The 23,200-nt window shown below is 71.4% G+C and carries 19 protein-coding genes; 12 read left to right on the forward strand and 7 right to left on the reverse strand.

Features of this window, described 5'->3' with window-relative positions; all coding sequences use genetic code 11:
* Window positions 1–196 precede the first annotated feature (196 nt).
* Both ACM9LD_RS22250 and ACM9LD_RS22255 read right to left on the reverse strand, forming a co-directional pair.
* Window positions 197–3,433, reverse strand: coding sequence for an SNF2-related protein (locus ACM9LD_RS22250; protein ID WP_415678698.1), 3,237 nt, complete (start codon window positions 3,431–3,433; stop codon window positions 197–199).
* 15 nt (window positions 3,434–3,448) lie between these two features.
* Window positions 3,449–4,390, reverse strand: coding sequence for a LysR family transcriptional regulator (locus tag ACM9LD_RS22255; RefSeq protein ID WP_415678699.1), 942 nt, complete (start codon window positions 4,388–4,390; stop codon window positions 3,449–3,451).
* Window positions 4,391–4,511: 121 nt separating this feature from the next.
* On the opposite strand from ACM9LD_RS22255, the gene ACM9LD_RS22260 reads away from it, so the two are divergent.
* The 3 genes from ACM9LD_RS22260 (at window position 4,512) to ACM9LD_RS22270 (ending at window position 8,167) form a co-directional block, all read left to right on the forward strand.
* On the forward strand, window positions 4,512–5,873 hold the full coding sequence (locus tag ACM9LD_RS22260; protein WP_415678700.1) for an MFS transporter: 1,362 nt from the start codon (window positions 4,512–4,514) through the stop codon (window positions 5,871–5,873).
* A gap of 5 nt (window positions 5,874–5,878) precedes the next feature.
* The gene (locus tag ACM9LD_RS22265; protein WP_415678750.1) at window positions 5,879–6,598 is read left to right on the forward strand and encodes a 3-hydroxybutyrate dehydrogenase; all 720 of its coding nucleotides are present in this window, start codon (window positions 5,879–5,881) and stop codon (window positions 6,596–6,598) included.
* A gap of 135 nt (window positions 6,599–6,733) precedes the next feature.
* Window positions 6,734–8,167, forward strand: a complete 1,434-nt coding sequence (locus tag ACM9LD_RS22270) for an acyltransferase (RefSeq protein WP_415678701.1) — start codon at window positions 6,734–6,736, stop codon at window positions 8,165–8,167.
* Here the strand turns inward: ACM9LD_RS22270 and ACM9LD_RS22275 are convergent.
* From ACM9LD_RS22275 to ACM9LD_RS22285, 3 genes are read right to left on the reverse strand one after another with little or no spacing between them, the layout of a single operon-like run.
* Entirely contained in the window at window positions 8,157–9,620 is a 1,464-nt protein-coding gene (locus ACM9LD_RS22275) for a phytoene desaturase family protein (RefSeq protein WP_415678702.1), read from the reverse strand. The two genes, ACM9LD_RS22270 and ACM9LD_RS22275, sit on opposite strands and share 11 nt — an antisense overlap.
* On the reverse strand, window positions 9,617–11,446 hold the full coding sequence (locus tag ACM9LD_RS22280) for a DUF3556 domain-containing protein (protein WP_415678703.1): 1,830 nt from the start codon (window positions 11,444–11,446) through the stop codon (window positions 9,617–9,619). Before ACM9LD_RS22280 ends, ACM9LD_RS22275 begins: the two co-directional genes overlap by 4 nt.
* Before the next feature lie 46 nt (window positions 11,447–11,492).
* Window positions 11,493–12,956, reverse strand: coding sequence for a class I adenylate-forming enzyme family protein (locus tag ACM9LD_RS22285; protein ID WP_415678704.1), 1,464 nt, complete (start codon window positions 12,954–12,956; stop codon window positions 11,493–11,495).
* A 177-nt stretch (window positions 12,957–13,133) separates the two neighbouring features.
* Between ACM9LD_RS22285 and ACM9LD_RS22290 the strand changes: the two genes are divergently transcribed.
* The gene (locus ACM9LD_RS22290; RefSeq protein WP_415678705.1) at window positions 13,134–14,408 is read left to right on the forward strand and encodes a PucR family transcriptional regulator; all 1,275 of its coding nucleotides are present in this window, start codon (window positions 13,134–13,136) and stop codon (window positions 14,406–14,408) included.
* Between the two features lie 123 nt (window positions 14,409–14,531).
* On the forward strand, window positions 14,532–15,395 hold the full coding sequence (locus tag ACM9LD_RS22295; protein ID WP_415678706.1) for an SDR family oxidoreductase: 864 nt from the start codon (window positions 14,532–14,534) through the stop codon (window positions 15,393–15,395).
* A 6-nt stretch (window positions 15,396–15,401) separates the two neighbouring features.
* Here ACM9LD_RS22295 and ACM9LD_RS22300 read toward each other — a convergent pair whose 3' ends face one another.
* Window positions 15,402–16,247, reverse strand: coding sequence for a helix-turn-helix domain-containing protein (locus tag ACM9LD_RS22300; protein WP_415678707.1), 846 nt, complete (start codon window positions 16,245–16,247; stop codon window positions 15,402–15,404).
* 132 nt (window positions 16,248–16,379) lie between these two features.
* Between ACM9LD_RS22300 and ACM9LD_RS22305 the strand changes: the two genes are divergently transcribed.
* On the forward strand, window positions 16,380–17,315 hold the full coding sequence (locus ACM9LD_RS22305) for an alpha/beta hydrolase (RefSeq protein ID WP_415678708.1): 936 nt from the start codon (window positions 16,380–16,382) through the stop codon (window positions 17,313–17,315).
* Here ACM9LD_RS22305 and mftR read toward each other — a convergent pair whose 3' ends face one another.
* On the reverse strand, window positions 17,316–17,942 hold the full coding sequence (gene mftR / locus ACM9LD_RS22310; RefSeq protein ID WP_415678709.1) for a mycofactocin system transcriptional regulator: 627 nt from the start codon (window positions 17,940–17,942) through the stop codon (window positions 17,316–17,318).
* A gap of 152 nt (window positions 17,943–18,094) precedes the next feature.
* Between mftR and mftA the strand changes: the two genes are divergently transcribed.
* Genes mftA through mftF form a run of 6 tightly spaced genes read left to right on the forward strand, consistent with a single transcriptional unit; the run spans window position 18,095 to window position 23,199 of the window.
* The gene (gene mftA, locus ACM9LD_RS22315) at window positions 18,095–18,187 is read left to right on the forward strand and encodes a mycofactocin precursor MftA (RefSeq protein ID WP_114515824.1); all 93 of its coding nucleotides are present in this window, start codon (window positions 18,095–18,097) and stop codon (window positions 18,185–18,187) included.
* Complete coding sequence (gene mftB, locus ACM9LD_RS22320; RefSeq protein WP_415678710.1) at window positions 18,187–18,528, forward strand: mycofactocin biosynthesis chaperone MftB; 342 nt, start codon at window positions 18,187–18,189, stop codon at window positions 18,526–18,528. The genes mftA and mftB overlap by 1 nt, the downstream gene beginning before the upstream one ends.
* 5 nt (window positions 18,529–18,533) lie before the next feature.
* Window positions 18,534–19,832 (forward strand): mycofactocin radical SAM maturase, encoded by a 1,299-nt coding sequence (gene mftC / locus ACM9LD_RS22325; RefSeq protein WP_415678711.1) that lies wholly within the window; start codon window positions 18,534–18,536, stop codon window positions 19,830–19,832.
* Between the two features lie 18 nt (window positions 19,833–19,850).
* On the forward strand, window positions 19,851–21,068 hold the full coding sequence (gene mftD, locus ACM9LD_RS22330; protein WP_415678712.1) for a pre-mycofactocin synthase MftD: 1,218 nt from the start codon (window positions 19,851–19,853) through the stop codon (window positions 21,066–21,068).
* A complete protein-coding gene (mftE, locus tag ACM9LD_RS22335; RefSeq protein WP_415678751.1) occupies window positions 21,065–21,793 on the forward strand; it encodes a mycofactocin biosynthesis peptidyl-dipeptidase MftE in 729 nt (242 codons plus the stop codon). Before mftD ends, mftE begins: the two co-directional genes overlap by 4 nt.
* Window positions 21,790–23,199: a mycofactocin biosynthesis glycosyltransferase MftF gene (gene mftF, locus ACM9LD_RS22340; RefSeq protein WP_415678713.1), complete on the forward strand. Its 1,410-nt coding sequence runs from the start codon at window positions 21,790–21,792 to the stop codon at window positions 23,197–23,199. The genes mftE and mftF overlap by 4 nt, the downstream gene beginning before the upstream one ends.
* Window position 23,200: the final 1 nt, after the last annotated feature.

The following is a 23,200-nucleotide window of genomic DNA, read 5'->3' on the forward strand; positions in this document are numbered from 1 at the left end:
CCGCTGCCTCAAACGACGACTAGCCCGCACCGTCTTCAACACCCTCAGAACCGACGCGAAAGCAGCCCCCGACACCGCCCTCCCGACCGCCGCTTGACATAGGAGAAACGCATGGCTGTTCTGAGCGAGTGTCCAGCCCGCAGCCCGCAGCCCGCAGCCNGCAGNCAGCAGTCAGCAGCCAGCAGCCAGCAGCCGCTCAGTCCTCGAACAGCGCGCGGATGTCGGAGGCGGCCAGGCGCGCGTCGAAGCCGCCCTCGCCGCCGACGACGGACTCGAACAGCGCGGCCTTGCGCTCCTTGAGCGCCATCACCTTGTCCTCGATGGTGTCGGCGGAGACCAGCCGGTAGACCATCACGCTGCGGGTCTGCCCGATGCGGTGCGCGCGGTCGATGGCCTGCGCCTCCGCGGCCGGATTCCACCACGGGTCCAGCAGGAAGCAGTAGTCGGCCTGCACCAGGTTGAGGCCGAAGCCGCCGGCCTTGAGCGAGATGAGGAAGACCTGGACCTCGCCGGAGGTGAACTTCTCGATCGCCGCGGCGCGGTCGGTGGTCGATCCGTCGAGGTAGGCGTACTCCACGCCCTCCTCGTCGAGCCGCTCGGCGGCCTTGCGCAGGAAGCCGGTGAACTGGCTGAACACCAGCACGGCGTGCTTCTCCTCGAGCAGCTCGTCCAGCTTCTCCACCAGGAAGTCGAGCTTGGCGACGTCCTCCACCGCCAGCTCCTCGTCCACCAGCGACGGGTCGAGCGCCAGGCGCCGCAGCATCGTCAGCGACCGCAGGATCTCGAACCGGTTGCCCTCGAAGTCGTCCAGCAGGCCCAGCAGCTTCGCCCGCTGATCGGCGAGCACGCGATCGTAGGTGTGCCGGTGCTCCTCCGAGAGTTCCACCTGCACCACGGATTCCGTCTTCTCCGGCAGGTCCTTCGCGACCAGGTCCTTGGTGCGCCGCAGCATGAACGGCCGCACTCGCCGCCGCAGCCGGGCCAGCCGGTCGTCGTCGCCGCCACGCTCGATGGGCCGGCGGTACTCCTCCGCGAACCACGACCGCCCGGGGAAGAGCCCCGGCACCGTCAGCGCGGTCAGCGCCCACAGCTCCTCGAGGTGATTCTCCATCGGGGTGCCGGTCACGGCCAGCGTGAAGGGCCGGTCCAGCAGCGAGACCGCGGCGAAGGCCTTCGACCGCGGGTTCTTGACGAACTGCGCCTCGTCGAGGATCACGCCCGCCCACGTCACCGCCGCGTACTCCTCCGCGTCCAGGCGCAGCAGCGTGTACGAGGTCAGCACCAGGTCGGCGCCCGCGACCACCGACGTGATCGACGTGCCCGACTTCCGCGCGGTCTCGGAGACCACCGCCACCGACAGGTGCGGCGCGAACCGCTTGCACTCGGCGGCCCAGTTGCCCACCACCGACGTCGGCGCCACCACGAGGAACGGCCCGGGTCGCTCCGGCGCGCGCTCGTGTGCGCGACAGATCAGCGCCAGCGTCTGCACGGTCTTGCCGAGGCCCATGTCGTCGGCGAGGATGCCGCCGAAGTCGTTGTCGTACAGGAAGGACAGCCAGTCCAGGCCGTCGCGCTGATAGGGCCGGAGCTCGGCCCGCAGGGTCGACGGTGCCTCCTGCCGCGCCAGGTCGCCCGCCGTCAGGGCCCCGACCCGGCGGGACCAGTCACCGTCGAAATCCGTGGCGTCGGCGAGGTCGGCGAGGTCGTCGACGAGGCCCGCCTGGAACCGGCTGATCCGTAGCCCTCGATCGTCGGAACCGGGCCCGCCGGACCGCGCCCCGCGCCGCGCCCCCCGCGCCGGCAGGTCCCGCGCCTCGCCGATGAGCTCGCGCAGCCGGTCGAAGCGCTCGCCGTCGATGCGCGCGAGCACGCCGCCGGGCGTGACGAGGGTGTCGTGCCCCGCGGCGACGGCGGTGAAGACGTCCCGGAACGGGACCTCCTCGCCGTCCACCTCCACGGCGACCTCGAGGTCGAACCAGTCCGTGGACGGGTTGTCGGAGTCGCCGCGCACCCGCACGGACACCGACGCCGAACTCTCCGCCCAGCGGAAGCCGGGATCGTCGACGACCTCGACGATCACCGCCGGCACCGACCGCAGCACGGGCGCGACCTCCGCGAGCCAGACCGCGGCCTCGGTGCCCCGGTAGAAGCCCTGCGAGTGGTCCACGCCGACGGCCGCCTCGCGCAGCGCCACGGCCATCGCGCGGGTGATCCGCTGCTGTCCGACGGCGTCCGCGAGCCCCGCGGGTTCGCGGCCCAGGACGTAGTCGCGGGCATCGCCGCCCACGGTGTACCGCCACTTCCAGTCGACCTCGAGCTCGGCGGCGCCGGGGAAGTAGCGGGCGGTGCACAGCAGCTCGGGGCCGAGGACCTCGACCTCGCCGACCAGCTGGTCCGGGTCGCGGACGGGCGCGACCGCCGCCAGGTAGGGCAGGTACTTCTCGCGCAGCTCCGGCACCGCCTCGGCGGGCACCCGCACGGGGGTGAACCGGCGCAGCGCGGTGGTGTGCGGCGCGGACAGCGGCGGGTCGAGCGGCGCGAGGCGCAGCACGTCGCCGTCCTGCTGGAAGACGCCGAGGGCGCGGTGCGCGCCGAGCAGCCCGCCCGTGAAGGTCCGCGGACCGTCGCCGAAATCGACCTCCCGGTCCAGCTCGACGCTCCCGTCCACCGAGCGGGTCACGAGGCCGAGCCGCGTGGGCGGACCGAGGACGACGGTGCCCTTCGCCTTCTTGGTCAGGAGCGGCACGCCCGCGTCGCGGACGGCGCGCAGCTGGTCCCACAGCAGCGGGGTGTCCACCATGCCGAGATCGGCCCAGGCGTCCACGCCGTACAGCGACCAGGTGATGAGCTGCGCCAACGGCGCGAGGACGTCGCGCTGCGCGGGCGCGACCCGGGGCGCGGTGGCGATGGTGCGCCACCGCACGTCGCCGGCGACCCACGAGCCGTCGCGCATGCCGGGGGTCGCGAGGCGCACCTGCAGGCGCTGCCCGGAGACGACGCCGCGCTCGTCGACCTCGAACTGCAGCGCCACGGGCAGGACGGCGGCGCTGGCGCGCGGGGCCTCCGGCAGCAGGGCCGCGAGCTGCCGCTCCCACGGGTCCGGCTGCGGCGCCTCGCTCTCCTCGACGTCCTCCGCGGTGAGCTCGAGCAGCAGCGCGGCGCCGTGCTTGCAGTTGAGGGCGACGGGGCAGGTGCACAGGCTGCGCACGGGCCGCCAGCCGGAGCCGCCGGGCTCGATCCACACCTGCGTGTCGTATTCGCGGGTGCCGGCGACGACCCCGGTGACGAGGCGTTTCTCGTCGTCCCATTCGAGGTCGCCGATGAGGCCGGTGCCCACGTACTCGCCCGCGCGGCGCACGGTCGGCCCCCCGAAGAAGCCGATCAGGTCCTCGGGGGTGAACGAGGGCCCTCCGCCGGCAGTCGATGCGCTCATGGTCAAGCGGACAGTCTAGCGCGGGTCGGTGAACCCCCGCAGCGCCGTGCGGTGGGGGCCGGGAGCGCCCAGGAGCACGGGCCGCATCGACTCCACCTGCGCGCGCAGCGCCGTGACCACCGCGGCCACCTCGCGCCGCTGCGCGGCCTCGGGCCGCACCACCATCCAGTACTCCAGCTGCACGGAGACGTCGTCGGGCAGCACGCGCACCAGGTCGGGCCGGGCGTCGGCGAGGAAGCAGGGGAGCAGGCCGAGCCCGGCGCCGGCGCAGGTGGCCTCGACGTGGACGAGCACGTTCGTCGAGCTGAGGCGGTCGGTCATGTCGGGCACCAGCACCCGCGCGAGGTCCAGGTCGTCGACGGTGAGCATCGAGTCGATGAAGTAGACGAGCGGCCGCCCGGCCAGGTCGCGCGGCTCCTGCGGCGTCCCGTCGGCGGCGAGGTACTCCCGCGAGCCGTACAGGCCGAGCCGGTAGGGCGCGAGAAGTTCGGGCTCCACCCGGTAGGTCTCGGGCCGCCCCACCACGACCTCGACGTCCACGCCGGAGCGGGTCGACGGTGCGCGGCGCGTCACCGTCAACAGGTCGACGGACAGCCGTGGGTGCACGCGCCCCAGCTGCGCGATCGCGGGCGCCACGACGCGGGCGCTGAAGCCGTCGGTCGCGGCGATGCGGACCTTGCCGTGCAGGTCGTCGGCGGTGTCGGCATCGAGGCCGTGCAGTACCGCCTCGATCCGCTCCGCCGCGGCGACGCCCGAGCGGCCCAGCTCGGTGAGCTCCCAGCCCGCGGCGCCGCGGGCGAGCAGGGGCCCGCCGAGCGCCCGCTCGAGGGCCGCGACCCGCCGCGAGGCGGTGGTGTGGTTGATGCCCAGCAGGTCCGCCGCCGCGGTGTAACGGCCGGTCCGCGCGACGGCCAGCAGGGTGAGCAGGCCGTCGGCGCTCGGCTCAGGAGTGTGCATGGATGCAGATCCGATCCGCGGATGTGGGCATTGTGTGTGCGATTTTATCCATACATACTGCGTTGAGCATGGCGTGCGTCACATCCGTTCGGCGCCGTGATCCGTCACACAAGGAGTGGATATGACGCAGACCGACCTGGAGCAGCCGCGCGGGCTCCGGAAGATCGTCGCCGCGTCGATGGCCGGCACGGTCGTCGAGTGGTACGAGTTCTTCCTCTACGGCATCGCCGCCACGGTGGTGTTCAACAAGATCTTCTTCAAGGCCGGCGCCAGCGAGTACGACGCCATCATCGCGGCGTTCGTGACCTACGCGGTGGGCTTCGCGGCGAGGCCGATCGGCGGCATCGTCTTCGGCCACCTGGGCGACAAGCTGGGCCGCAAGAAGCTCCTGCAGGTCTCGATCCTCATGGTCGGCGTCGCGACCTTCCTCATGGGCTGCCTGCCCACGTTCGACCAGATCGGCTACTGGGCGCCCTTCCTGCTCGTGGTGCTGCGCTTCATCCAGGGCTTCGCGGTCGGCGGCGAGTGGGGCGGCGCGGTGCTGCTCGTGGCCGAGCACAGCCCGAACAAGTCCCGCGGCTTCTGGGCGTCGTGGCCGCAGGCCGGCGTGCCGGGCGGCAACCTGGCCGCCACCGTCGTGCTGCTGATCCTGACCAACGTGTTGTCCGAGGCGGACTTCCTCGCCTGGGGCTGGCGCGTCGCCTTCTGGCTGTCGGCCGTGATCGTCCTGGTCGGCTACTACATCCGCACCCAGGTCGACGAGTCGCCGCTGTTCAAGGAGGCTCAGCAGGAGATCGCGAAGGAGAAGGCCGTCTCGTACGGCGTCGTCGAGGTCGTCAAGCGCTACCCCCGCGGCGTGCTCTCGGCCATGGGCCTGCGCTTCGGCGAGAACATCTTCTACTACCTCGTGGTCACCTTCTCGATCACGTACCTCAAGACCGTCGTGAAGATGGACACCTCCGACATCCTGATGTGGCTGCTCATCGCGCACGCCGTGCACTTCGCGGTCATGCCGCTGGCGGGTGCGCTCACCGACCGCGTCGGCCGCCGCCCCGTGTACTGGCTGGGCGCGGCGCTCGCCGCGACCTGGGGCTTCTTCGCCTTCCCGATGTTCGACACCGGTCACGGCGTCGTGGTCGTCGCCGCCGTGACGATCGGCCTGATGTTCCACGCGCTGATGTACGCGCCGCAGCCCGCGATCATGGCGGAGTCCTTCCCGACCCGCATGCGCTACTCGGGCGTCTCGGTCGCAGCGCAGGTCACCTCGGTCGTCGCCGGTTCGCTCGCGCCGATCATCGCGACCAAGCTGCTCAAGGACTTCGGCTCGTCGGTGCCGGTCGCCGTCTACCTCGCTATCGCCTGCGGCATCACCTTCCTGGCCGTCTTCTTCGTCCGGGAGACCAAGGGCATCGACCTCGCCACCATCGACGAGGAGGATCGGGCGGCCCTGCAGGCCGAGCAGGCCACCGGGGCCCGCGCGTGAAGGCGATGGTGACCGGCGGCGCGGCGGGGATCGGGGCCGCCGTCGCGCGCCGCCTCGCCGCCGACGGTGCCGCTGTCACCGTCGTCGATCGCGACGGCGCGGCCGCGGCGGCGCTGGCCGCGGAGATCGGCGGCACCGCGCTCGAGCTGGATCTCACCGACACGGCGGCCCTCGCGGACCTGAGCCTGGACGTCGACGTCCTGGTCAACAACGCGGGGGTCCAGCACGTCGCGCCGATCGAGGATTTCGACCCGGCGTGGTTCCATCGCATCCTCACCCTGATGCTGGAGGCGCCCTTCCTGCTCACCCGCGCCGCACTGCCGGGAATGTACGAGCGGGGCTTCGGCCGCATCGTGCACGTCTCCTCGGTGCACGGGCTGCGGGCGTCGAAGTACAAGGCGGCCTACGTGGCGGCGAAGCACGGCGTGGAGGGCCTGTCCAAGGTCACCGCGCTCGAGGGCGGCGAGCACGGCGTCACCAGCAACTGCGTGAACCCGGGCTACGTGCGCACCGCGCTGGTCGCGAAGCAGATCGCCGAGCAGGCGGCCGCGCACGGCATCACCGAGCAGCAGGTCACCGACGAGGTCTTCCTCGCGCGCCCCGCGATCAAGCGCCTCATCGAGCCCGACGAGGTCGCGGGCCTGGTCGCGTGGTTGTGCTCGCCCGGCGCCGCCATGGTCACCGGCGCCGCCTACACGATGGACGGCGGCTGGACCGCGAACTGATCGCCTGGCAGTCTGCTGGGAGTGCGCCACGTGAGTTGGAGTGGCGCAGTCGCAACGGCTACCGTACGAAGGGCCTGTGACCAGGTATTGCTGTGGTGTAGTCAGGATTGTTGATCAGTGGGTGTGGACCAGACGATGAGCGAACGCGGCGTCGAGCCGACGCCTGAGCCCGTGGCGGCGACGCCCGCGCCCGAGCGGCCCGAGCCCGCAGCGGCACCGTCGAAGCCCAAGCGCGCCGGCGGGCACCTCTTCGAGCTCGACATCGTGCGCATCGTGACTTTCGCGGGCGTCATCTTCGACCACTGCGTCTCGGGCACGACGTTCCCGTTCAGCGTCGCCTCGAACGCGATCCAGACGATCTTCCACTACACCCGCAACGCCTTCTTCGCGCTCACCGGCTTCGTGCTCGTGTACCAGTACCGCGACCGCAAGCTCGACCCCATCGACTTCTGGCGCCGCCGGTACAAGGCGGTCGGCCTACCGTTCCTGACCTGGAGCATCTTCTACTGGCTCTATCACATGTACGTGATGTGGCCGCCGGCCTTCTCGAACATCTCGCGCACGTTCGAGACCTGGGAGTCGACGAAGGCCGCGCTCAAGGTGCTCGCCTACGACCTGTTCACCGGCGACGCCTGGTACCACCTCTACTTCGTCTTCGTCACGATGCAGGTGTATCTGATCTTCCCGTTCCTGCTGAAGTTCCTGCGCTGGACGATGGGCTACCACAAGTACCTGCTGGCGGCGAGCTTCGTCTTCCACCTGGTCCTGCTGCACTACATGACCACCGCGCGACCGGAGATGTTCAACTACGGGCTGCTCGCGAAGCTGTGGAACCACCTGCCGGCGACGATCTTCCCGTACCAGTTCTTCACGCTGCTCGGCTGCATCGCGGCCATGCACATCGAGGAGGTGCGGGCCTGGTTCTCGCGCTTCCGCGGCCGCGTCATCACGATCGCGATCGGCGTCGTCATCGTCACGCTCATCGCGTACGGCTACAAGACCAGCATGGAGGGGATGTTCCCCACCGACGCGGCGAACGTCTTCCGCCCCTACGCCGCGGTGATGTTCGTGATGATCATCCTGGCCCTCTACGCGGCCGGCACCTACTGGTCCGACTACCGCACCGCGGGCTCCTTCTGGGACAAGTTCCTCAAGACCGCCTCCGACCGGTCCTTCGGCATCTTCCTCGTGCACGCCTTCGCACTGCAGGAGCTGGCGCCCACGATCCAGCGCTTCCGGTTCGACGTCTACGCGCCGATCCTCACGATCTGCACCTTCATCGTGACCGCGTTCTTCACCGTCGCGATCAGCGAGGTGCTGCGCCGCACGCCGGTCAGCCTGTGGACCACCGGCCGCAAGATGATCCCGATGGCGAAGCAGAGCCTGAACGTCTCGATCGGCATCGGCGTCGCGATGATCGTGATCGGCGCGCTCTTCTACTGGCCGCTCGACGTGCCCGCCGGCGCGGTCTCAGTGACCCTGGGCGCGGTGCTGCTGGTCTGGCAGGGCCTCGGCCGCACGGTGTTCGCCGGCCCCGCAGGAGCACGCCCCGCGGCTGTCACGTCCTAACGTTCGCGCGCCATCCGCCCGTCCGTCGCCGCCCCTCCGCCCGGCGCGCTCCCGCGAGTGCGCGGGTGGCGGCGTGGTATCCGCACATCCCGTGCGCGGCGGGTCCGGGCGGGGTGGCGGCGGAGCAGATGTACATGCCGGGCACGCCGAGGTCGTAGGGCTGCAGGGTGATGCGGGGGCCGAAGACGAGTTGGAGTGGGTCCTTGGATCCGGTGTTGATGTCGCCGCCGACGAAGTTGGCGTTGTAGCGCGACATCTCGGTGGTGGAGCAGACGGCGGTGCCGACGATGCGTTCCCGGAAGCCGGGGGCGAAGCGCTCGATCTGGGCGATGATGGCCTCGGTGGCGTCGCCGGTGTAGCCGTTCGGCACGTGGGCGTAGGACCAGACGGGGTGGACGTCGCCGACGCTGCGGGTGGGGTCGGCGAGGTACTGCTGGCCCACCAGGACGAAGGGGCGCTCGGGCATCCGGCCCGCCGCGATCTCCCGCTCGGTGGCGGCGGTCTCCGCGAACTCGCCGCCCAGGTGGACGGTGCTGGAGCGGCGCGCGTCGGGGTTGCTCCAGGGGACGCCGCCCTGCACGGCGAAGTCCACCTTGAAGGCGCCGGGGCCGCGGCGGAACTTCGTCAGCGGCCGGCGCACGCGGTTCGGTAGCCGATCACCGACGATGCGCGCCACCTGCTGCGGATCCAGGTCGAACAGCAGCAGATCGCTGCCCGGCAGGTCTCCGAGCGAGGTGACGCGGGCATCGGTCTCGATGTCGCCGCCGAGCTCGGTGAGCTCCGCCGCGAGCGCCGTGGCGATCGCCCCGGAGCCGCCCTCGGCCACTTGCCAGCCGTAGGCGTGCCCGGCCGAGAGCAGGCCCAGCCCGATCGCCGAGCTCATCGGTTGGTGCAGCGGCCGGAAGGTGTGCGCGGCGATCCCGCCCCACAGTGCCCGCGCCTGCGGGGTGCGGAACCCGCGGGCCAGCAGGGACGCGGGCAGGGGGGCCGCCGCCCCGAAGCGCGCCAGGTGGATCGGGTGCTTCGGCACGCGGAGAAGGGGCGACAGGATCGCCGGTCCCACCTTGTCGATGTTCTCGACGGTGCCGGCGAACAGTCCCCGCCACAGCGCGCCGTCGGCCCCGAGGCCATCGGCGGTTTCGGCGACGGACCGCCGCAGTACCCCGCCGGTGCCGTCGTCCAGTGGCTGCACGCAATCGATGTCGGCGGAGCGCCACCGCAGGCCGTGCCGCGCGAGGTCGAGCGACCTCAGGAACGGCGAGCCCACGGCCATGGGATGCATGGCGGCGCAGTGGTCGTGGATCAGTCCCGGGACGATGCCCTCGAAGGAACGGATGCCACCGCCGACGGTGCCGGCTGCTTCGAGGACCGTGACGTCGACTCCCGCACGGGCCAGGGTGATGGCGGCGGCGAGGCCGTTGGGGCCGGCGCCGACGACGGTGGCGGTGCTCATGCCCCGACCGCCCGACGATCACCGCTGGGCGTGCCGGTGCGCATCTTCGACCAGGTGGGGGTGTGCGGGGCGGGGCCGTCGGGCAGCCACGGCTGCGTGTCGGTGACCTCGTGCACGTTCCAGGTGCCCTCCTCGACGACGCCCAGGGCGGCGTCGATCACCTTGTACGCCTGCGTTTTCGTGTGCACCGGCTGGGATTCGACCCAGACGATGACGCACTCGCCGGGCTCGAACCGCGCCTCGCTCTGCACGGCGCGGATCATGTCCTCGTTGTGCAGGTGCCCGTCGCCGAAGTTGAAGCCGAGGATCGAGTTGCAGAGGAACTCGCCCTCCCGGACGGTGCGGCTGTCGATGTCGGGCAGGGTGGCGAGCAGGACCGAGAAGAGGCCGCGCCCCTGGCTGTGCAGCGACCGCCAGCCGATGGTCATCTGCAGTGTGATCTCCGCCCAGAGCGGCGGGTAGCCGGCGGCGATGAACTGGTCGATCTGGTTGGGGGCCGACCGGGTGACCCGATTGAGCTTCTCCTCCGCGCCCGGGGTGAAAGTCCACAGTGCGGTGGCCCAGTTGCCGGCGTACTGGCGCATCGACGGCAGGAACGAGACCTTGTCGGGACGGAAGTTGCCGAGGATCGGGAAGAAGGCCAGGGCCGCGGTGATGATGATCGCCAGCCACGCGGGGCCCATGTCCCACAGGGCGTAGCCGCTGTCGGCGGGAAAGCCGATGAACAGGAAGATCGCGGTGTAGCCGAACAGCAGGTTCCACTCCAGCGGCACGGCCAGCGGGAAGGTGGAGATGATGAACAGGTGGTAGAGGCACATGAACACGGCCGCCACGACGGTCACGATGCGGTTGGTCGAGAACAGCAGGATCAGCGGCGCGATGATCTCGACGACCACGCCGGGGCCGTGCGCCATGAACCGTGCGAAGCCCGACGGCCGCATGTCGCTCCCGAAGTCCTTGTACTGCAGCTTCTTGAACCAGCTGCCCGGCACGAGCGGGCTGTTGGAGACCATGGGCGGGATCACCATGGTGAAGTGGTGGTTGCACTTTGACAGGCCGGCGCCGACCCAGACCACGCCGATGACCAGCTTGAGCGCGATGATCATGTTCACGAAGCCGTGCTCGCCGAAGAGAAGCGGCAGAATCGCGAAGGCCAGCATCGGCGGCAGGTACTGCTCGCCCCGCGCGGCGAGGAAGATCGTCTTGTCGCGCAGACCGATCAGGATCAGCAGCGCGATCGGCGCGATCAGCAGCTCGGGGCGCATCAGGCCGTGGGAGGCGTCGATGCCGAGCGCGGCCATCGCGCCGTCGAAACCGCCGAGGCCCCGCACGCCGGGCAGCGCGATGGCGACGAGGAGCGAGACCAGCATCGCGAGGTACACGAGCACGTCGAAGGGAGTGCGGCGATCGCCGTTCGTGCCCGGGACCCAGTTCCATGGGCGCAGCCGGATGGTGCCGGGCCGGGCCCAGAACAGGATTCCGCCGGTCATGGGTTTCGCCTTGCCGGCGAGCGGGCCCCACGAGCCCGCGACGCCGATCGCTTCCAGCAGCACGGTCCACAGCACCAGCTTCTGGTACACGATGGGCTGGTTCCACCATTCGCCGAGGGCGAAGGGCTGCATTCCGGAGGTGAGCGTGGCCAGCGCCACGCCGCCGAGGCCGTAGAAGACGAACAGCTTGACGACGTAGATGACGTGGATCATGTACGGGGTGCCGAAGCCGAATTCGGCCCACTGCGTGCTGAGGACGCGGATGCGGTCCATGAGGGGGCGTTGGAGGAACTCCTCGGGGTCCACTGCGGGGAACACCGGATCCTTGAATCCCATGATGACTCTCCTTGTTCGGGTGATGCGTGGGGTGATGCGACGGTGGCTAGGACGCGGCGACCGGGGGTGCGGTGCGCGTGCGCAGGGTGGGCTTGTCGAGCTTGCCGACGGCGTTCTTGGGGAGGCTCGGGAGAGTCGTGATCTCCACGGGCAGTTTGTACTTGGCGAGCTTGCCCGCGGCGTGCGCGAGGATCTCGTCGGGCTCGAGGGGCGTGCCCTCGCTCAGTGCGACGAACAGGACGGGCACCTCGCCGAACGTAGGGTCGGGGCGCCCGACGACGGCCGCCTCGGCGACGCCCGGCAGCTGATAGACCACCGACTCGATCTCCTTGGGGTAGATGTTCTCCCCGCCACGGATGATGATGTCCTTGGCCCTGTCCACGAGTGTGAGGTAGCCGTCCTCGTCGAGGAACCCGATGTCGCCCGTCCGGAGCCGGCCGTCGACGAGCGTCGCGGCGGTCTCCTCGGGCCGGTTCAGGTAGCCCCGCATCACGTTCGGGCCGGAGATCACCACGTCGCCCACCTCCCCTGCCGGCAGCCGGGCGCCGTCGGCGTCCAGGACCTCGACGGTGACGCCCGGAATGGCGGGCCCGACGGTGCCGGGCTTGCGGACGCCGTCGAACGGATTGACCGTGGCGACGCACGTGCACTCCGAGAGGCCGTAGCCCTCCACCAGCGGAAAACCGAAGCGCTGCTCGACCTTCGCGAGCAGCTCGACGCTCGCCGGAGCCGCACCGCAGACGCCGAAGCGGATCGACGAGGTGTCCGGCCGCACGTCAGCGGGGAGGTCCGCGAGCATCTGGTAGATCGTGGGCACCGCGGAGAAGTAGGTGGGCCGCGCCTGCTCGATCTGGGTGAAGAAGGTCTCCGGACGGAACCGGCCGGCCACCGTCGTCCGGCCGCCCGCGAGCAACGGCGAGAGGGTCCCGGCGATGATCCCGTTCGCGTGGAACAGCGGCAGGATGAGCAGGCTGTGATCCGCCGGCGTGAGGCCCAGCGCCGCCACGACGGAATCGCACTGGGCGCGCAGATTGGCATGGTCGAGGCGGACGCCCTTCGGGCGGCCAGTGGTGCCCGAGGTGTAGATCAGCAGCGCGAGGTCGTCGTCGTGCGCGTCCACGACGGGGGCGGTGCGAGCCTCGCTCGGATCACGGGTGAGAAGCAGCGGAGCGCCGAGATCGTCGCCGCGGTCGTTGTCGGTGACCAACACCGACGAGCCGGCGTCGGTCACCTGGTAACGCACCTCGTCCGCCGTGAGCGCGGGGTTGATCGGCGTCACCGCCGCGCCGAGCCGCCACGCCGCGAACAGGGTGACGATCAGATCGGCGGTGTTCGGCAGCAGCACCGCGACCACGTCGCCACGGCCGACGCCGCGATCGGTCAGCGTGCCCGCAGTATGCTCGATGACCTGCTCGAACGTCGCGTTGTCGAGGCGTCGATGGTCATCCGCGACCGCGGGCTCCGACGGTGCCGTGCGGGCCCGGTGTGCGGGGAGGAGGGCGAAGTGCATCGGAGGCCTCTCGATCGTCGTGACGCGGCTGCTGATGCGAAGAAATCTAGGCTCGAGTGACCGACATCACATCGTCCGCGCGGCCCAACGTTTCCCCTTGTGTTGTCTCCGGCGAACAACGACGGGTTTCGCCGATCGCCCCGCCGGAGCCGACCACGGTGGCTACGCTCGGGCGTCATGTCGGGTACAGAGGGCGTGTCCTCCGCCGCGTCGGCCGTGATCGTGCGGATGGAGCCCCGCGCCGCCGAGGTGACCGACGCGGTGCGGGACGTGATCCTCGCGCAGATCCCGGAGCTGCGCGGCGATGCCCAATTGGTGCAGCTGTTGCGCGCCAGCGTCGAGGGCAACATCGCGACGATCTTCGCCGCGATCCGGCACGGCATAGACGTTGCCGGCGTGACGGCACCGGTCGCGGCGCTCGAGTACGCGCGTCGTCTCGCACAGCACGACGTCACGCCCAACGCCCTTGTCCGCGCGTACCGCCTCGGACAGCAGGAGCTGCTGCGGCTGGTCTTCGCGGAGGTCCGCGCGGGTGGCCTCGACGCGGACACCGCTCTGGCGGTCTTCGAGGCCACCTTCACCGCGACCTCGCAGTACATCGACTGGATCTCCGAGCAGGTGATCGAGGTGTACCGGCAGGAACTGGACAGGTGGCGGGAGAGCCGGGAGCGGATCCGTGGCGAGCAGATCCGGCGGATCCTCGCCCGCACGAAGGATTCCCGCGGCGTCGACGAGCTGAGTTCGACGCTGCGCTACCCGCTGCGCGAATACAGCCTCGCGGTCGTGATGTGGTATCCGAAACCGGTGTTGGAGCGGGGTGAGCTCATCGGCATGGAACGCTTCCTGCACGCGGCGGCGAAGCACCTGGGCGCCGTCTCCTCCCCGTTGTTCATGGCACACGACCGGCAGACCGCCTGGGCCTGGATCCCACTCGCACCCGCGGCGGTCGACGGTGCCGTGCCGGCCCTGCGCCGCTTGGCGGACGGGGACCCGCACGCCCCGTCGCTCGGGATCGGAGCGCCGCGCCGCGGTGTGGGCGGCTTCGTCCGGTCGCACGAGCTCGCGGAGGACGCCCGGGCGGTGGCGCTGCGCGCCGCGGGGGAGGACCGGGTGACGGTCGCGAGCGACGACACCGGAGTGGTGATCGCGGCGATGCTGGGCGGCGACCTGTCCACCGCCGGCGTCTGGGTCCGCGAGGTGCTCGGTCCCCTCGCCGAGCCCACCGAGTCGGATGCGCACCTGCGCCACTCGCTGCAGGTCTTCCTCGAGGCGGGGTCCAGCTTCACCGCCGCCGCGCCCGTCCTGCACCTGCACACCAACACCGTGAAGTACCGCGTGCGCAAGGCCGTCGAGCGACGCGGTCGCCCCCTCGAGGAGGACAGGCTCGACGTCGAGATCGCGCTGCTCCTGTGCCGGCGGTTCCCCGCGATCCTCGAACCGAACTGGCGCTGAGGCCCATCGGTTCGTCGCGGGCGACAAAGTTGCGGCCGGGTTCGGTGTGCAGCGGACATGTCGCGACGGCGGTCCGCGACCTACCGTGAGCCGCGGAGCAGTCCGCGCCACGAAAGGAGAGCAATGTCCGCCACCCTCATCACCGATCCCGGCCCGGGGGCGTTCGCCGGCCGCACCGTCGCCATGTCCGGTGGCAGCCGGGGCATCGGCCTCGCCGTCGCGGTCGCGCTCGCCGAGCGGGGCGCGAACGTCGTGCTGTTGGCCAAGACCGACGATCCCGACCCACGCCTGCCCGGCACGATCCACACCGCGGTCGCGGAGATCGAGGCGGCGGCGGGACGTGACGGCGCCGCGGTCGGTGTGGTGGGGGATCTGCGTTCCGACGACGACATCGCCCGCCTTGTGGGCACCGCCGTGGAGCGGTTCGGTGGGATCGACGTATGCATCAACAACGCGAGCGTGTTGAGCACCATCCCGACCGCGGAGATCACCATGAAGCGCTACGACTTGACACAGCAGGTCAATTCGCGCGGCACCTTCGCGCTGACGAAGGCGTGCCTGCCGCACCTGGAGCGGGCCGAGGAGGGCCGGGTGGTCACGCTGTCGCCACCGCTCAACCTGTCGCCGGACTGGTTGGGACGCTACCCGGCGTACATGCTGGGCAAGTACGGGATGTCGCTGCTCACCATGGGGTTCGCGGCCGAGTTCGCGGATCTCGGAATTGCGGCCAACTGCCTGTGGCCGGAGACGACGATCGCCACGGCCGCGGTGCAGAACCTGCTCGGCGGCGACGAGGCGACGGCGCACGCCCGCTGCCCGCAGATCATGGCCGACGCCGCGGCGGTGCTGCTGGCGCAGCCGCTCTCGGTGACCGGGCGGTGCTTCCTCGACGCCGAGCTGGTGCGCGGCGCGGGCGTTGCGGACCTGCGCCCGTACGGTGGCGCGGAGCCGATCGACTATGACCTGTTCGTCGATCCGCCTGCGTGAGCGCGGTCAGGGGAGGAGGCGGCGCAGGCGCTCGCGGGTGGGGGAGTCCGCGTCTGCGGAGTTGAGCACCAACTGCTGGTCGTGCGCGCCCGCGTAGCGGAAGATCTCCCAGTCGAGGACGAGCTCGCCCACCTCGGGGTGATTGAGGACCTTGGTGCCGAAGTCCTGCCGCGCGACGTTGCGCGTCGCCCACCACTGCCCGAATTGCTGATCGGCGATCGTGAGCTCGCCGACGAGAGCGGACAGCGCCGGATCGGCCGGGTTCGCGGCCGCCTCGCGGCGCAGGATCGCGACGCACGAACGGGCGACCGACGGCCAGTCCGCGAAGAGCTCGCGCATCGCCGGGTTCGTGAAGATGAGGCGGACGTAGTTGAGCTCGCGGGGATCCATCGCGTCGAAGTCCGCGTAGACCTTGGCGGCGAGCGGGTTCCACGCCAGGATGTCGGTGCGTGGTCCGAGCACGAGCGAGGGGGTCTCGGAGAGCTGGTCGAGCAGCCGCAGGACCTGCGGTCGGACGCGCGACGGGCGGCGCCTGGTCTGTTTCGCCGGCGCCTGCGCGGCGTGGTCGAGGAGGCTGACCGCGTAGTCCGCTTGGTCCGGGTCCAGCCGGAGAGCCCGCACGAGGGCGTCGAGGACGTGCCTTGTCGGGCTCAGGCGGCCCTGCTCGATGCGCGTGTAGTAGTCGGTGCTGATCGATGAGAGCTGCGCGACCTCTTCCCGCCGCAGCCCGGAGACGCGGCGCGTGCCGGTGTTCGCGAGGCCGACGTCGGCGGGCGCGAGGCGCCCGCGGCAGGTGCGCAGGAAGTCGCCGAGTTCCTTCAGGTGCGGTGTGGCACTCGTGGATCCAGCCATGTCGCCAGGCTAGTCCCGGACCCGCATCGTCTGCCTGGGAAAGATTCTTCCTAGGCAGAATTCCGTCCTTCCCGGGTGCGGCGCCCCTCCCTAGCGTGGTTTTCACAGCCACCACGGACGAGAGGAAACGTCATGGCAGAGAACATCACCACCGTCACGGCCAAGGGATGGGCGTGGGACATCGCCGTCGATCTCCACTTCCCGCCCGGGTTCGACGATTCGAAGACCTATCCGACCGTCGTCTCGGCCCACCCGACCGGCAGCTGCAAGGCGCAGACCTCGGGCGACGTCTACGGCGCGGCGCTCGCCGAGGCGGGATTCGTGGTCGCGGCCTTCGACGCGTCCTTCCAGGGCGATAGCGGCGGTGATCCGCGATCGGTGGAGGATCCCGGTTTCCGGACCAGTGACTTCAGCTTCGTCATCGACCACCTGGTGACGCTGCCCTACGTCGACGCCGACAACATCGGCGTGCTGGCGATCTGTGGCGGCGCCGGGTACGCGGTGGCGGCGACGAAGATCGACCGCCGGATCAAGGCGCTGGGCACCGTCGTCGGCAGCAACGTGGGCCGGCTCATGCGGGAGGGCTTCGCCGAGTACGACCCGATCGGCATGCTCGAGGCGATCGCCGCGCAGCGCACCGCCCAGGCGCGCGGCGCCGCCGAGCAGATCAACGACCTGCTGCCCCCGTCGGTCGAGGCCGCCGAGCAGGCCGGAGTCACCGACATCGACGTTCTCGAGGCCACCGACTACTACAAGACCGACCGCGGCCAGGCGCCCGGCGGGAAGACGAGCTTCAACTTCGCATATCAGGGCGCGTTGGCGGACTGGGACGCCTACGACCGTGTCGAGACCCTCCTGACGCAGCCCCTGATGGTCGTGATCGGCGACCAGCCCGGTGCCTTCGCCTCGCAACGGCTGAGCATGGAGCTCTACGGCCGCGCCGCGTCGAAGGACAAGCACCTCGTCGTGGTCGACGGTGCCTCGCACTACGACCTCTACGACCGCCCCGGCCCGACCGGCGTCGCGCTGGAGAACCTCGTACCGTTCTTCCGAGCCCACCTGGGCTGATCACGGACCGGGCTCGACCTGTTCCGCCGGCGTGTCGGCGGCCGCGATGAGGAGTTCGCAGCCGCTGCGGAGGAGTTCCTCGAGATCAGCCTCCGGCCGCCGGAGCCACTGGTCGTAGGCGGCGAGCGCGACGCCCAGCGCCATCCACGCGAGCGTCTGCGGGGTGTGGTCCTCCGGGGAGAGGCTGAGGCGGCGCGCGACGTGCTCCGCGATCACCCGCCGCCAGTCGGCGTACATGATCATCGAATGCGCCTGCAGCGCAGGCACTGTCAGCAGTAGGTGCATCCGGCGGCGATGGTGCTCGTGCTCGGACTCCGGCACCTGGTTGAAGGCGACGATCGCGTCCCGCAGCTCCGTGCCGAGCGTGCCCGTGCCGGCCGCCTCGTCGAGCAGCCCGCGCAAGCCCTCCAGATGGTCGTCGAACTCGCCCCACGCCAGCGAGTTCTTCGACGGGTAGTAGCGGAAGAGCGTCCGCCGGGCGATGCCCGCCGCGGCGGCGATGTCGTCGACGCTGGTCTCGTCGAAGCCGTTCTCGATGAACAGGTCGATGGCGATGCCGCTGAGGTGGCCGCGCGTCGTCGCGGAGGGGCGCCCGCCGAGCGGTCCGCTGCGTCCGCGAGGGGCCATCGTCGCTGCCTACTTTCTGCGCGTTCCCGCCGGTCGGGGACTGTGCGCGATCGTACGTCAGGACCGATTCCGCCGAATCCCTATGATTTTGCACCGAGTGCCATTACTGTGTGACGGGAACCACAACGGCAAGCCTGAGGAGGTTGGTTCACATGTCCGACAAGGAGACTGCGACGCAGGACGAGCTCGTGACGGAATCGTTGGTGGAGGAAGTATCCATCGACGGCATGTGCGGCGTGTACTGATGACCACCGCGCACGCGGCGGCTCCCGGCGGCCTCATGGCCGCCGGGGCCGACGCCCCCACCGTGTCCTTCGACCCCGACGCCGCCTGGGCGATCAACCCCCGCGTCGCGGTCCGCCCCGAGCCCTTCGGCGCGCTGCTCTACCACTTCGGCACCCGGAAGCTGTCCTTCCTCAAGAACCTCGTCGTCGTCGACGTGGTGCGGTCCCTGCACGAGCACCCGAGCGCCGCAGCCGCGCTCGACGCCGCGGGCATCGCCGCAGACGACCGCCCCCTGTACCTCGATGCGCTCGGCGCGCTCGCCCGCTCCGGGATGATCGTCCCGGCCACCGACCAGGAGTGAGAGACATGACAACCCTCGAACGGCCCCGCCCGGCCCCCGTCGGGCGCCTCGTCGACCAGTTCGAACGCGGCCTCGACGCCCCCATCTGCCTGACCTGGGAGCTCACCTACGCCTGCAACCTCGCGTGCGTGCACTGCCTGTCCAGCTCCGGCAAGCGCGACCCCCGCGAGCTCAGCACCGAGCAGTGCAAGGCCATCATCGACGAGCTGCAGCGCATGCAGGTCTTCTACGTCAACATCGGCGGCGGCGAGCCCACGGTGCGCCCCGACTTCTGGGAGCTCGTCGACTACGCCACGGACCACCAGGTGGGCGTGAAGTTCTCGACCAATGGCCTGCGGATCGACGCGGAGGTCGCCCAGCGCCTCGCGGCCTCCGACTACGTCGACGTGCAGATCTCGCTCGACGGTGCCACCGCCGAGGTCAACGACGCCGTGCGCGGCCCCGGGTCGTTCGCCATGGCGATCAGCGCCCTCGAGAACCTCGCCGCAGCGGGCTTCCGCGACGCCAAGATCAGCGTCGTGATGACCCGGCAGAACGTCGCGCAGCTCGACGAGTTCAAGGCGCTCGCGGACAAGTACGGCGCCACGCTGCGCATCACCCGCCTGCGCCCGTCGGGCCGCGGCGCCGACGTCTGGGACGACCTGCACCCCCTGCCCGAGCAGCAGCGCGAGCTGTACGACTGGCTCGTCGCGCACGGCGACGGCGTCCTCACCGGGGACTCCTTCTTCCACCTCTCCGCGTTCGGTGGGAACGACGGTGCCGGGGCCCTGCCCGGGCTCAACCTCTGCGGCGCGGGACGCGTCGTGTGCCTCATCGATCCCGTCGGCGACGTCTACGCCTGCCCCTTCGCGATCCACGAGAACTTCCTGGCGGGCAACGTCACCGGCGACGGCGGCTTCCAGCAGGTGTGGCAGCGCTCCGAGCTGTTCCGCTCCCTGCGCGAACCGCAGAGCGCCGGCGCCTGCACGCAGTGCAGCTTCTTCGACTCCTGCCGCGGCGGCTGCATGGCCGCGAAGTTCTTCACCGGCCTGCCCATGGACGGGCCCGACCCGGAATGCGTGCAGGGCTACGGCGAGCCGCTCCTCGCGGGCGAGCGCAGCAAGCCCACCGCCAACAAGGACCACTCCCGCGGCGTGCCACTCACGCTCATGACCCGGCCGCCGTCGCGCGACTGCGACGAGAACCCGCTCGCCGGATTCGCCCCCACGAGCTCTCCGCGGCCACCGTCGTCGCGCCTGGCGCCCGGCGCGCCGAGCCCTGCCCTACCCCCCGCCGCCGCCCGGTCCGCATCCGGCTGCTCCTGAAACCCGAGGAACACCACCATGTCCCGACTCTCCGCACTCGCCGAGCACAATCCGTGGCGCCGCAACCCCTGGTTCGAGACCGTCCACGAGGCGCAGAACCGCGCCCGCAAGCGCCTGCCGCGCACGGTCTACTCGTCCCTCGTGGCAGGTACCCAGGGCGGCGTCACCGTCACCGATAACACCGAGGCCTTCGAGGAACTGGGCTTCGCCCCGCACGTCGTGGGGGCCAAGGCCGAGCGCAACCTCACCACCAAGGTGATGGGGCAGGAGCTGTCCTTCCCGGTGATGATCTCCCCGACGGGCGTCCAGGCCGTCGACCCCGACGGCGAGGTCGCCGTCGCCCGTGCCGCCGCCGCCCGCGGCACCGCGATGGGCCTGTCCAGCTTCGCCAGCAAGCCGGTGGAGGAGGTGACGGAGGTCAACGGACGGATCTTCTTCCAGATCTACTGGCTCGGCAGCCGCGACGACATCCTCGCCCGCGCGCGGCGGGCGAAGGAGGCGGGGTGCCAGGGCCTCATCGTCACCACCGACTGGGTGTTCAACATCGGCCGGGACTGGGGCAGCCCCGAGATCCCCGAGAAGGTGGACCTCAAGGCCCTCGCGCGGCTCGCCCCCGAGATCGCCGCGAGGCCGCGCTACGCCCTCGACTGGATCCGCGACGGCCGGATCATCGTGCCCGACCTCACCGCGCCCAACCTGGTCGATCGCGGCGAGACCGGCCCCACCTTCTTCGGCGCGTACTACCAGTGGATGAACACCCCGCCGCCCACCTGGGAGGACCTGGAGTGGCTGCGCGAGCAGTGGGGCGGCGAGTTCATGGTCAAGGGCATCACCCGGCTCGACGACGCGAAGCGCGCCGTCGACATCGGCGCCACCGCCATCTCCGTCTCCAACCACGGCGGCAACAACCTCGACGGTACGCCCGCCACCATCCGCGTGCTCGGCCCAATCGCCGACGCCGTCGGGGGCGACGTCGACGTGCTGCTCGACGGCGGCATCCGCCGCGGCGCCGACGTCGTCAAGGCCCTCGCCCTCGGGGCCAAGGCCGTGATGATCGGCCGCGCCTACCTGTTCGGCCTCGCGGCCAACGGCCAGGCGGGCGTCGAGAACGTGCTCGACCTGCTCCGCATGGGCGTCGACTCGACGATGATGGGGCTCGGCCGCGCCGACGTCGCCGAGCTCAGCCGCGACGACCTCATCATTCCTGAGGGCTTCGAGCGCTCCTTCGGCGGCTGAGCCCCGTGGCGACCGAGCTGAACTCGCTGACCTGGCCGGAGGTCCCCCCGGCCGGGTCGGTGCTCGTGGTCCCGGTCGGCTCCGTCGAACAGCACGGCCCGCACCTGCCGCTCGACACCGACACCCGCGTCGCCGCCGTGATCGCGCGGCGCGCCGTCGAGAGGCTCGCCTCCGCACCCGGCGCCGACGGTGCCGTCATCCTCGCCCCCGCGCTGCCCTACGGCGCGTCCGGCGAGCACGAGGACTTCCCGGGCACCGTCTCGATCGGCACGGCCGCACTGGAACTCGTGCTGGTGGAGCTGGGGCGCAGCGCGTCCCGGTGGGCGGCGCGCATCGCCTTCGTCAACGGGCACGGCGGGAACCTCGACGCGCTGCGCGCCGCCGCGGCGCTGCTGCGCTACGAGGGCCGCGACGCCGCGTGGTTCCCCTGCGTCTTCCCGGCCGGCGACGCCCACGCGGGCGCGACCGAGACCTCGGTGCTGCTCGCGCACGCCCCGGATGCGGTGCGCGGGGACCGGATCGAGCCGGGGGAGACGGCGCCGATCGGTGCGCTCCTCGACCGGCTGCGCGCCGGCGGGGTCGCGGCGGTCGCGCCGAACGGCGTCCTCGGCGACCCGACCACGGCCACCGCCGCGCACGGCGCGGAGCTGCTCGACGGCGCGGTCGACCGCCTCGTCGGCGCGCTCGGCCGGTGGACCGTCGGCGCCGACGGGCGGCTGCGGTGACCGGCCCCGGATCCGCGCTCCTGCCGGACGGTTTCACCGTCCGGCTCGACCCGGGGTGCCTGCGTCCCGGCCCGCGGCACCTGCTCGGCGGCTCGCCGATGCGGCTGCTGACCCTGTCGTCCGCCGCCGTCGGCCTGATCGACGACGACGGCACCGTCACCGTCGGCGACGCCGCGACCGCGGGTCTCGCACGGCGGCTGCTCGACTCCGGTGTCGCCGCGCCGATCGCCGCCGCGCAGGGGGCCGCGGAGATCACCGTCGTGATCCCCGTCCGTGACGATCAGGCCGGCGCCGACCGCCTGCTGCGCGCACTGCCCGGCCTGCCGGTCGTGGTCGTCGACGACGGCTCGGCGATCCCGATCCGCGTGCCCGGCGACCCCGCCGTGCGGCTGCTCCGCCTGCCCGAGAACCGCGGACCCGCGCACGCCCGCAACCGCGGCGCGGCGCTCGCCGCCACCGACCTCGTCGCCTTCCTCGACGCCGACACCGTGCCCCGGCCCGGCTGGGCCGACGTGCTCCGCGCCCGGCTCGCCGACCCGACGGTGGCCGTGGCCGCGCCCCGCATCGTCGGACTCGAGGACGCGCCGTGGACGCGGGCCGTCGCGCGGTACGCGGGACTGCACTCCAGCCTGGACATGGGGCCGCGGCCCGGCGCCGCGCGGCCGGGGAACCCCGTCGCCTACGTGCCGTCGGCGGCGATGCTGGTCCGGCGCACCGCCTTCCAGGCCGTCGGCGGCTTCGACGACGACCTCCGCGTCGCCGAGGACGTGGACCTGTGCTGGCGCCTCGCCGCCGCCGGGTGGACGGTGCGGTACGAGCCCGCCGCGCGGGTGGGGCACGACCACCGGACCACGGCGCGGGCGCTGCTCGGCCGGCGCCGGTTCTACGGCACCGGGGCCGCCGAGCTGGCCCGCCGGCACGGCGCCCACGCCGCGCCCGTGGTCGCCTCGGTCCCGGTCGCCCTCGCCACCGTCGGCGTCCTGTCCGGCACGCGGACCGGGGCCGCCGGCGCCGCGGCGGTGTACGGCTGGATGTTCGCGCGCCTCCGGGGCCGCCTGCGCGAGGTGCCCCGCACCGACGCGGTCGCCGCGCGGATCACCCTTCGCGCCGCGTACTTCGGCGTCCACCAGGGGCTCGCGGCGATGCTGCGACACTACTGGCCGGTGACCGCCGCCGCGGCGCTGCTCTCGCGCCGCTTCCGGCGGCGGGTGCTGGTCGCGGCCGCGGTGGAGCCCGTCGTGACGTGGGCGGCGGCGATGCACCGGGAACCGTCGGCGCCCCATCCGGACCCGGTCACCTGGGCCGTGCTGCACCGCCTCGACGACCTCGCCTACGGCCTCGGCGTGTGGCAGGGGGCCGTCGCGCGGCGCGAGTTCGGCGCCCTGCGGCCGAGGATCACGCGCTGAC

The organism is Tsukamurella hominis (assembly GCF_965137015.1).
Taxonomy (GTDB): domain Bacteria; phylum Actinomycetota; class Actinomycetes; order Mycobacteriales; family Mycobacteriaceae; genus Tsukamurella; species Tsukamurella hominis.

Coding starts and splice junctions, on each gene's coding strand:
- ACM9LD_RS22250 (WP_415678698.1), bottom strand. CDS start 3,433: ATGAGCGCATCGACTGCCGGCGGAGGGCCCTCGTTCACCCCCGAGGAC.
- ACM9LD_RS22255 (WP_415678699.1), bottom strand. CDS start 4,390: ATGCACACTCCTGAGCCGAGCGCCGACGGCCTGCTCACCCTGCTGGCC.
- ACM9LD_RS22260 (WP_415678700.1), top strand. CDS start 4,512: ATGACGCAGACCGACCTGGAGCAGCCGCGCGGGCTCCGGAAGATCGTC.
- ACM9LD_RS22265 (WP_415678750.1), top strand. CDS start 5,879: ATGGTGACCGGCGGCGCGGCGGGGATCGGGGCCGCCGTCGCGCGCCGC.
- ACM9LD_RS22270 (WP_415678701.1), top strand. CDS start 6,734: ATGAGCGAACGCGGCGTCGAGCCGACGCCTGAGCCCGTGGCGGCGACG.
- ACM9LD_RS22275 (WP_415678702.1), bottom strand. CDS start 9,620: ATGAGCACCGCCACCGTCGTCGGCGCCGGCCCCAACGGCCTCGCCGCC.
- ACM9LD_RS22280 (WP_415678703.1), bottom strand. CDS start 11,446: ATGGGATTCAAGGATCCGGTGTTCCCCGCAGTGGACCCCGAGGAGTTC.
- ACM9LD_RS22285 (WP_415678704.1), bottom strand. CDS start 12,956: ATGCACTTCGCCCTCCTCCCCGCACACCGGGCCCGCACGGCACCGTCG.
- ACM9LD_RS22290 (WP_415678705.1), top strand. CDS start 13,134: ATGTCGGGTACAGAGGGCGTGTCCTCCGCCGCGTCGGCCGTGATCGTG.
- ACM9LD_RS22295 (WP_415678706.1), top strand. CDS start 14,532: ATGTCCGCCACCCTCATCACCGATCCCGGCCCGGGGGCGTTCGCCGGC.
- ACM9LD_RS22300 (WP_415678707.1), bottom strand. CDS start 16,247: ATGGCTGGATCCACGAGTGCCACACCGCACCTGAAGGAACTCGGCGAC.
- ACM9LD_RS22305 (WP_415678708.1), top strand. CDS start 16,380: ATGGCAGAGAACATCACCACCGTCACGGCCAAGGGATGGGCGTGGGAC.
- mftR (WP_415678709.1), bottom strand. CDS start 17,942: ATGGCCCCTCGCGGACGCAGCGGACCGCTCGGCGGGCGCCCCTCCGCG.
- mftA (WP_114515824.1), top strand. CDS start 18,095: ATGTCCGACAAGGAGACTGCGACGCAGGACGAGCTCGTGACGGAATCG.
- mftB (WP_415678710.1), top strand. CDS start 18,187: ATGACCACCGCGCACGCGGCGGCTCCCGGCGGCCTCATGGCCGCCGGG.
- mftC (WP_415678711.1), top strand. CDS start 18,534: ATGACAACCCTCGAACGGCCCCGCCCGGCCCCCGTCGGGCGCCTCGTC.
- mftD (WP_415678712.1), top strand. CDS start 19,851: ATGTCCCGACTCTCCGCACTCGCCGAGCACAATCCGTGGCGCCGCAAC.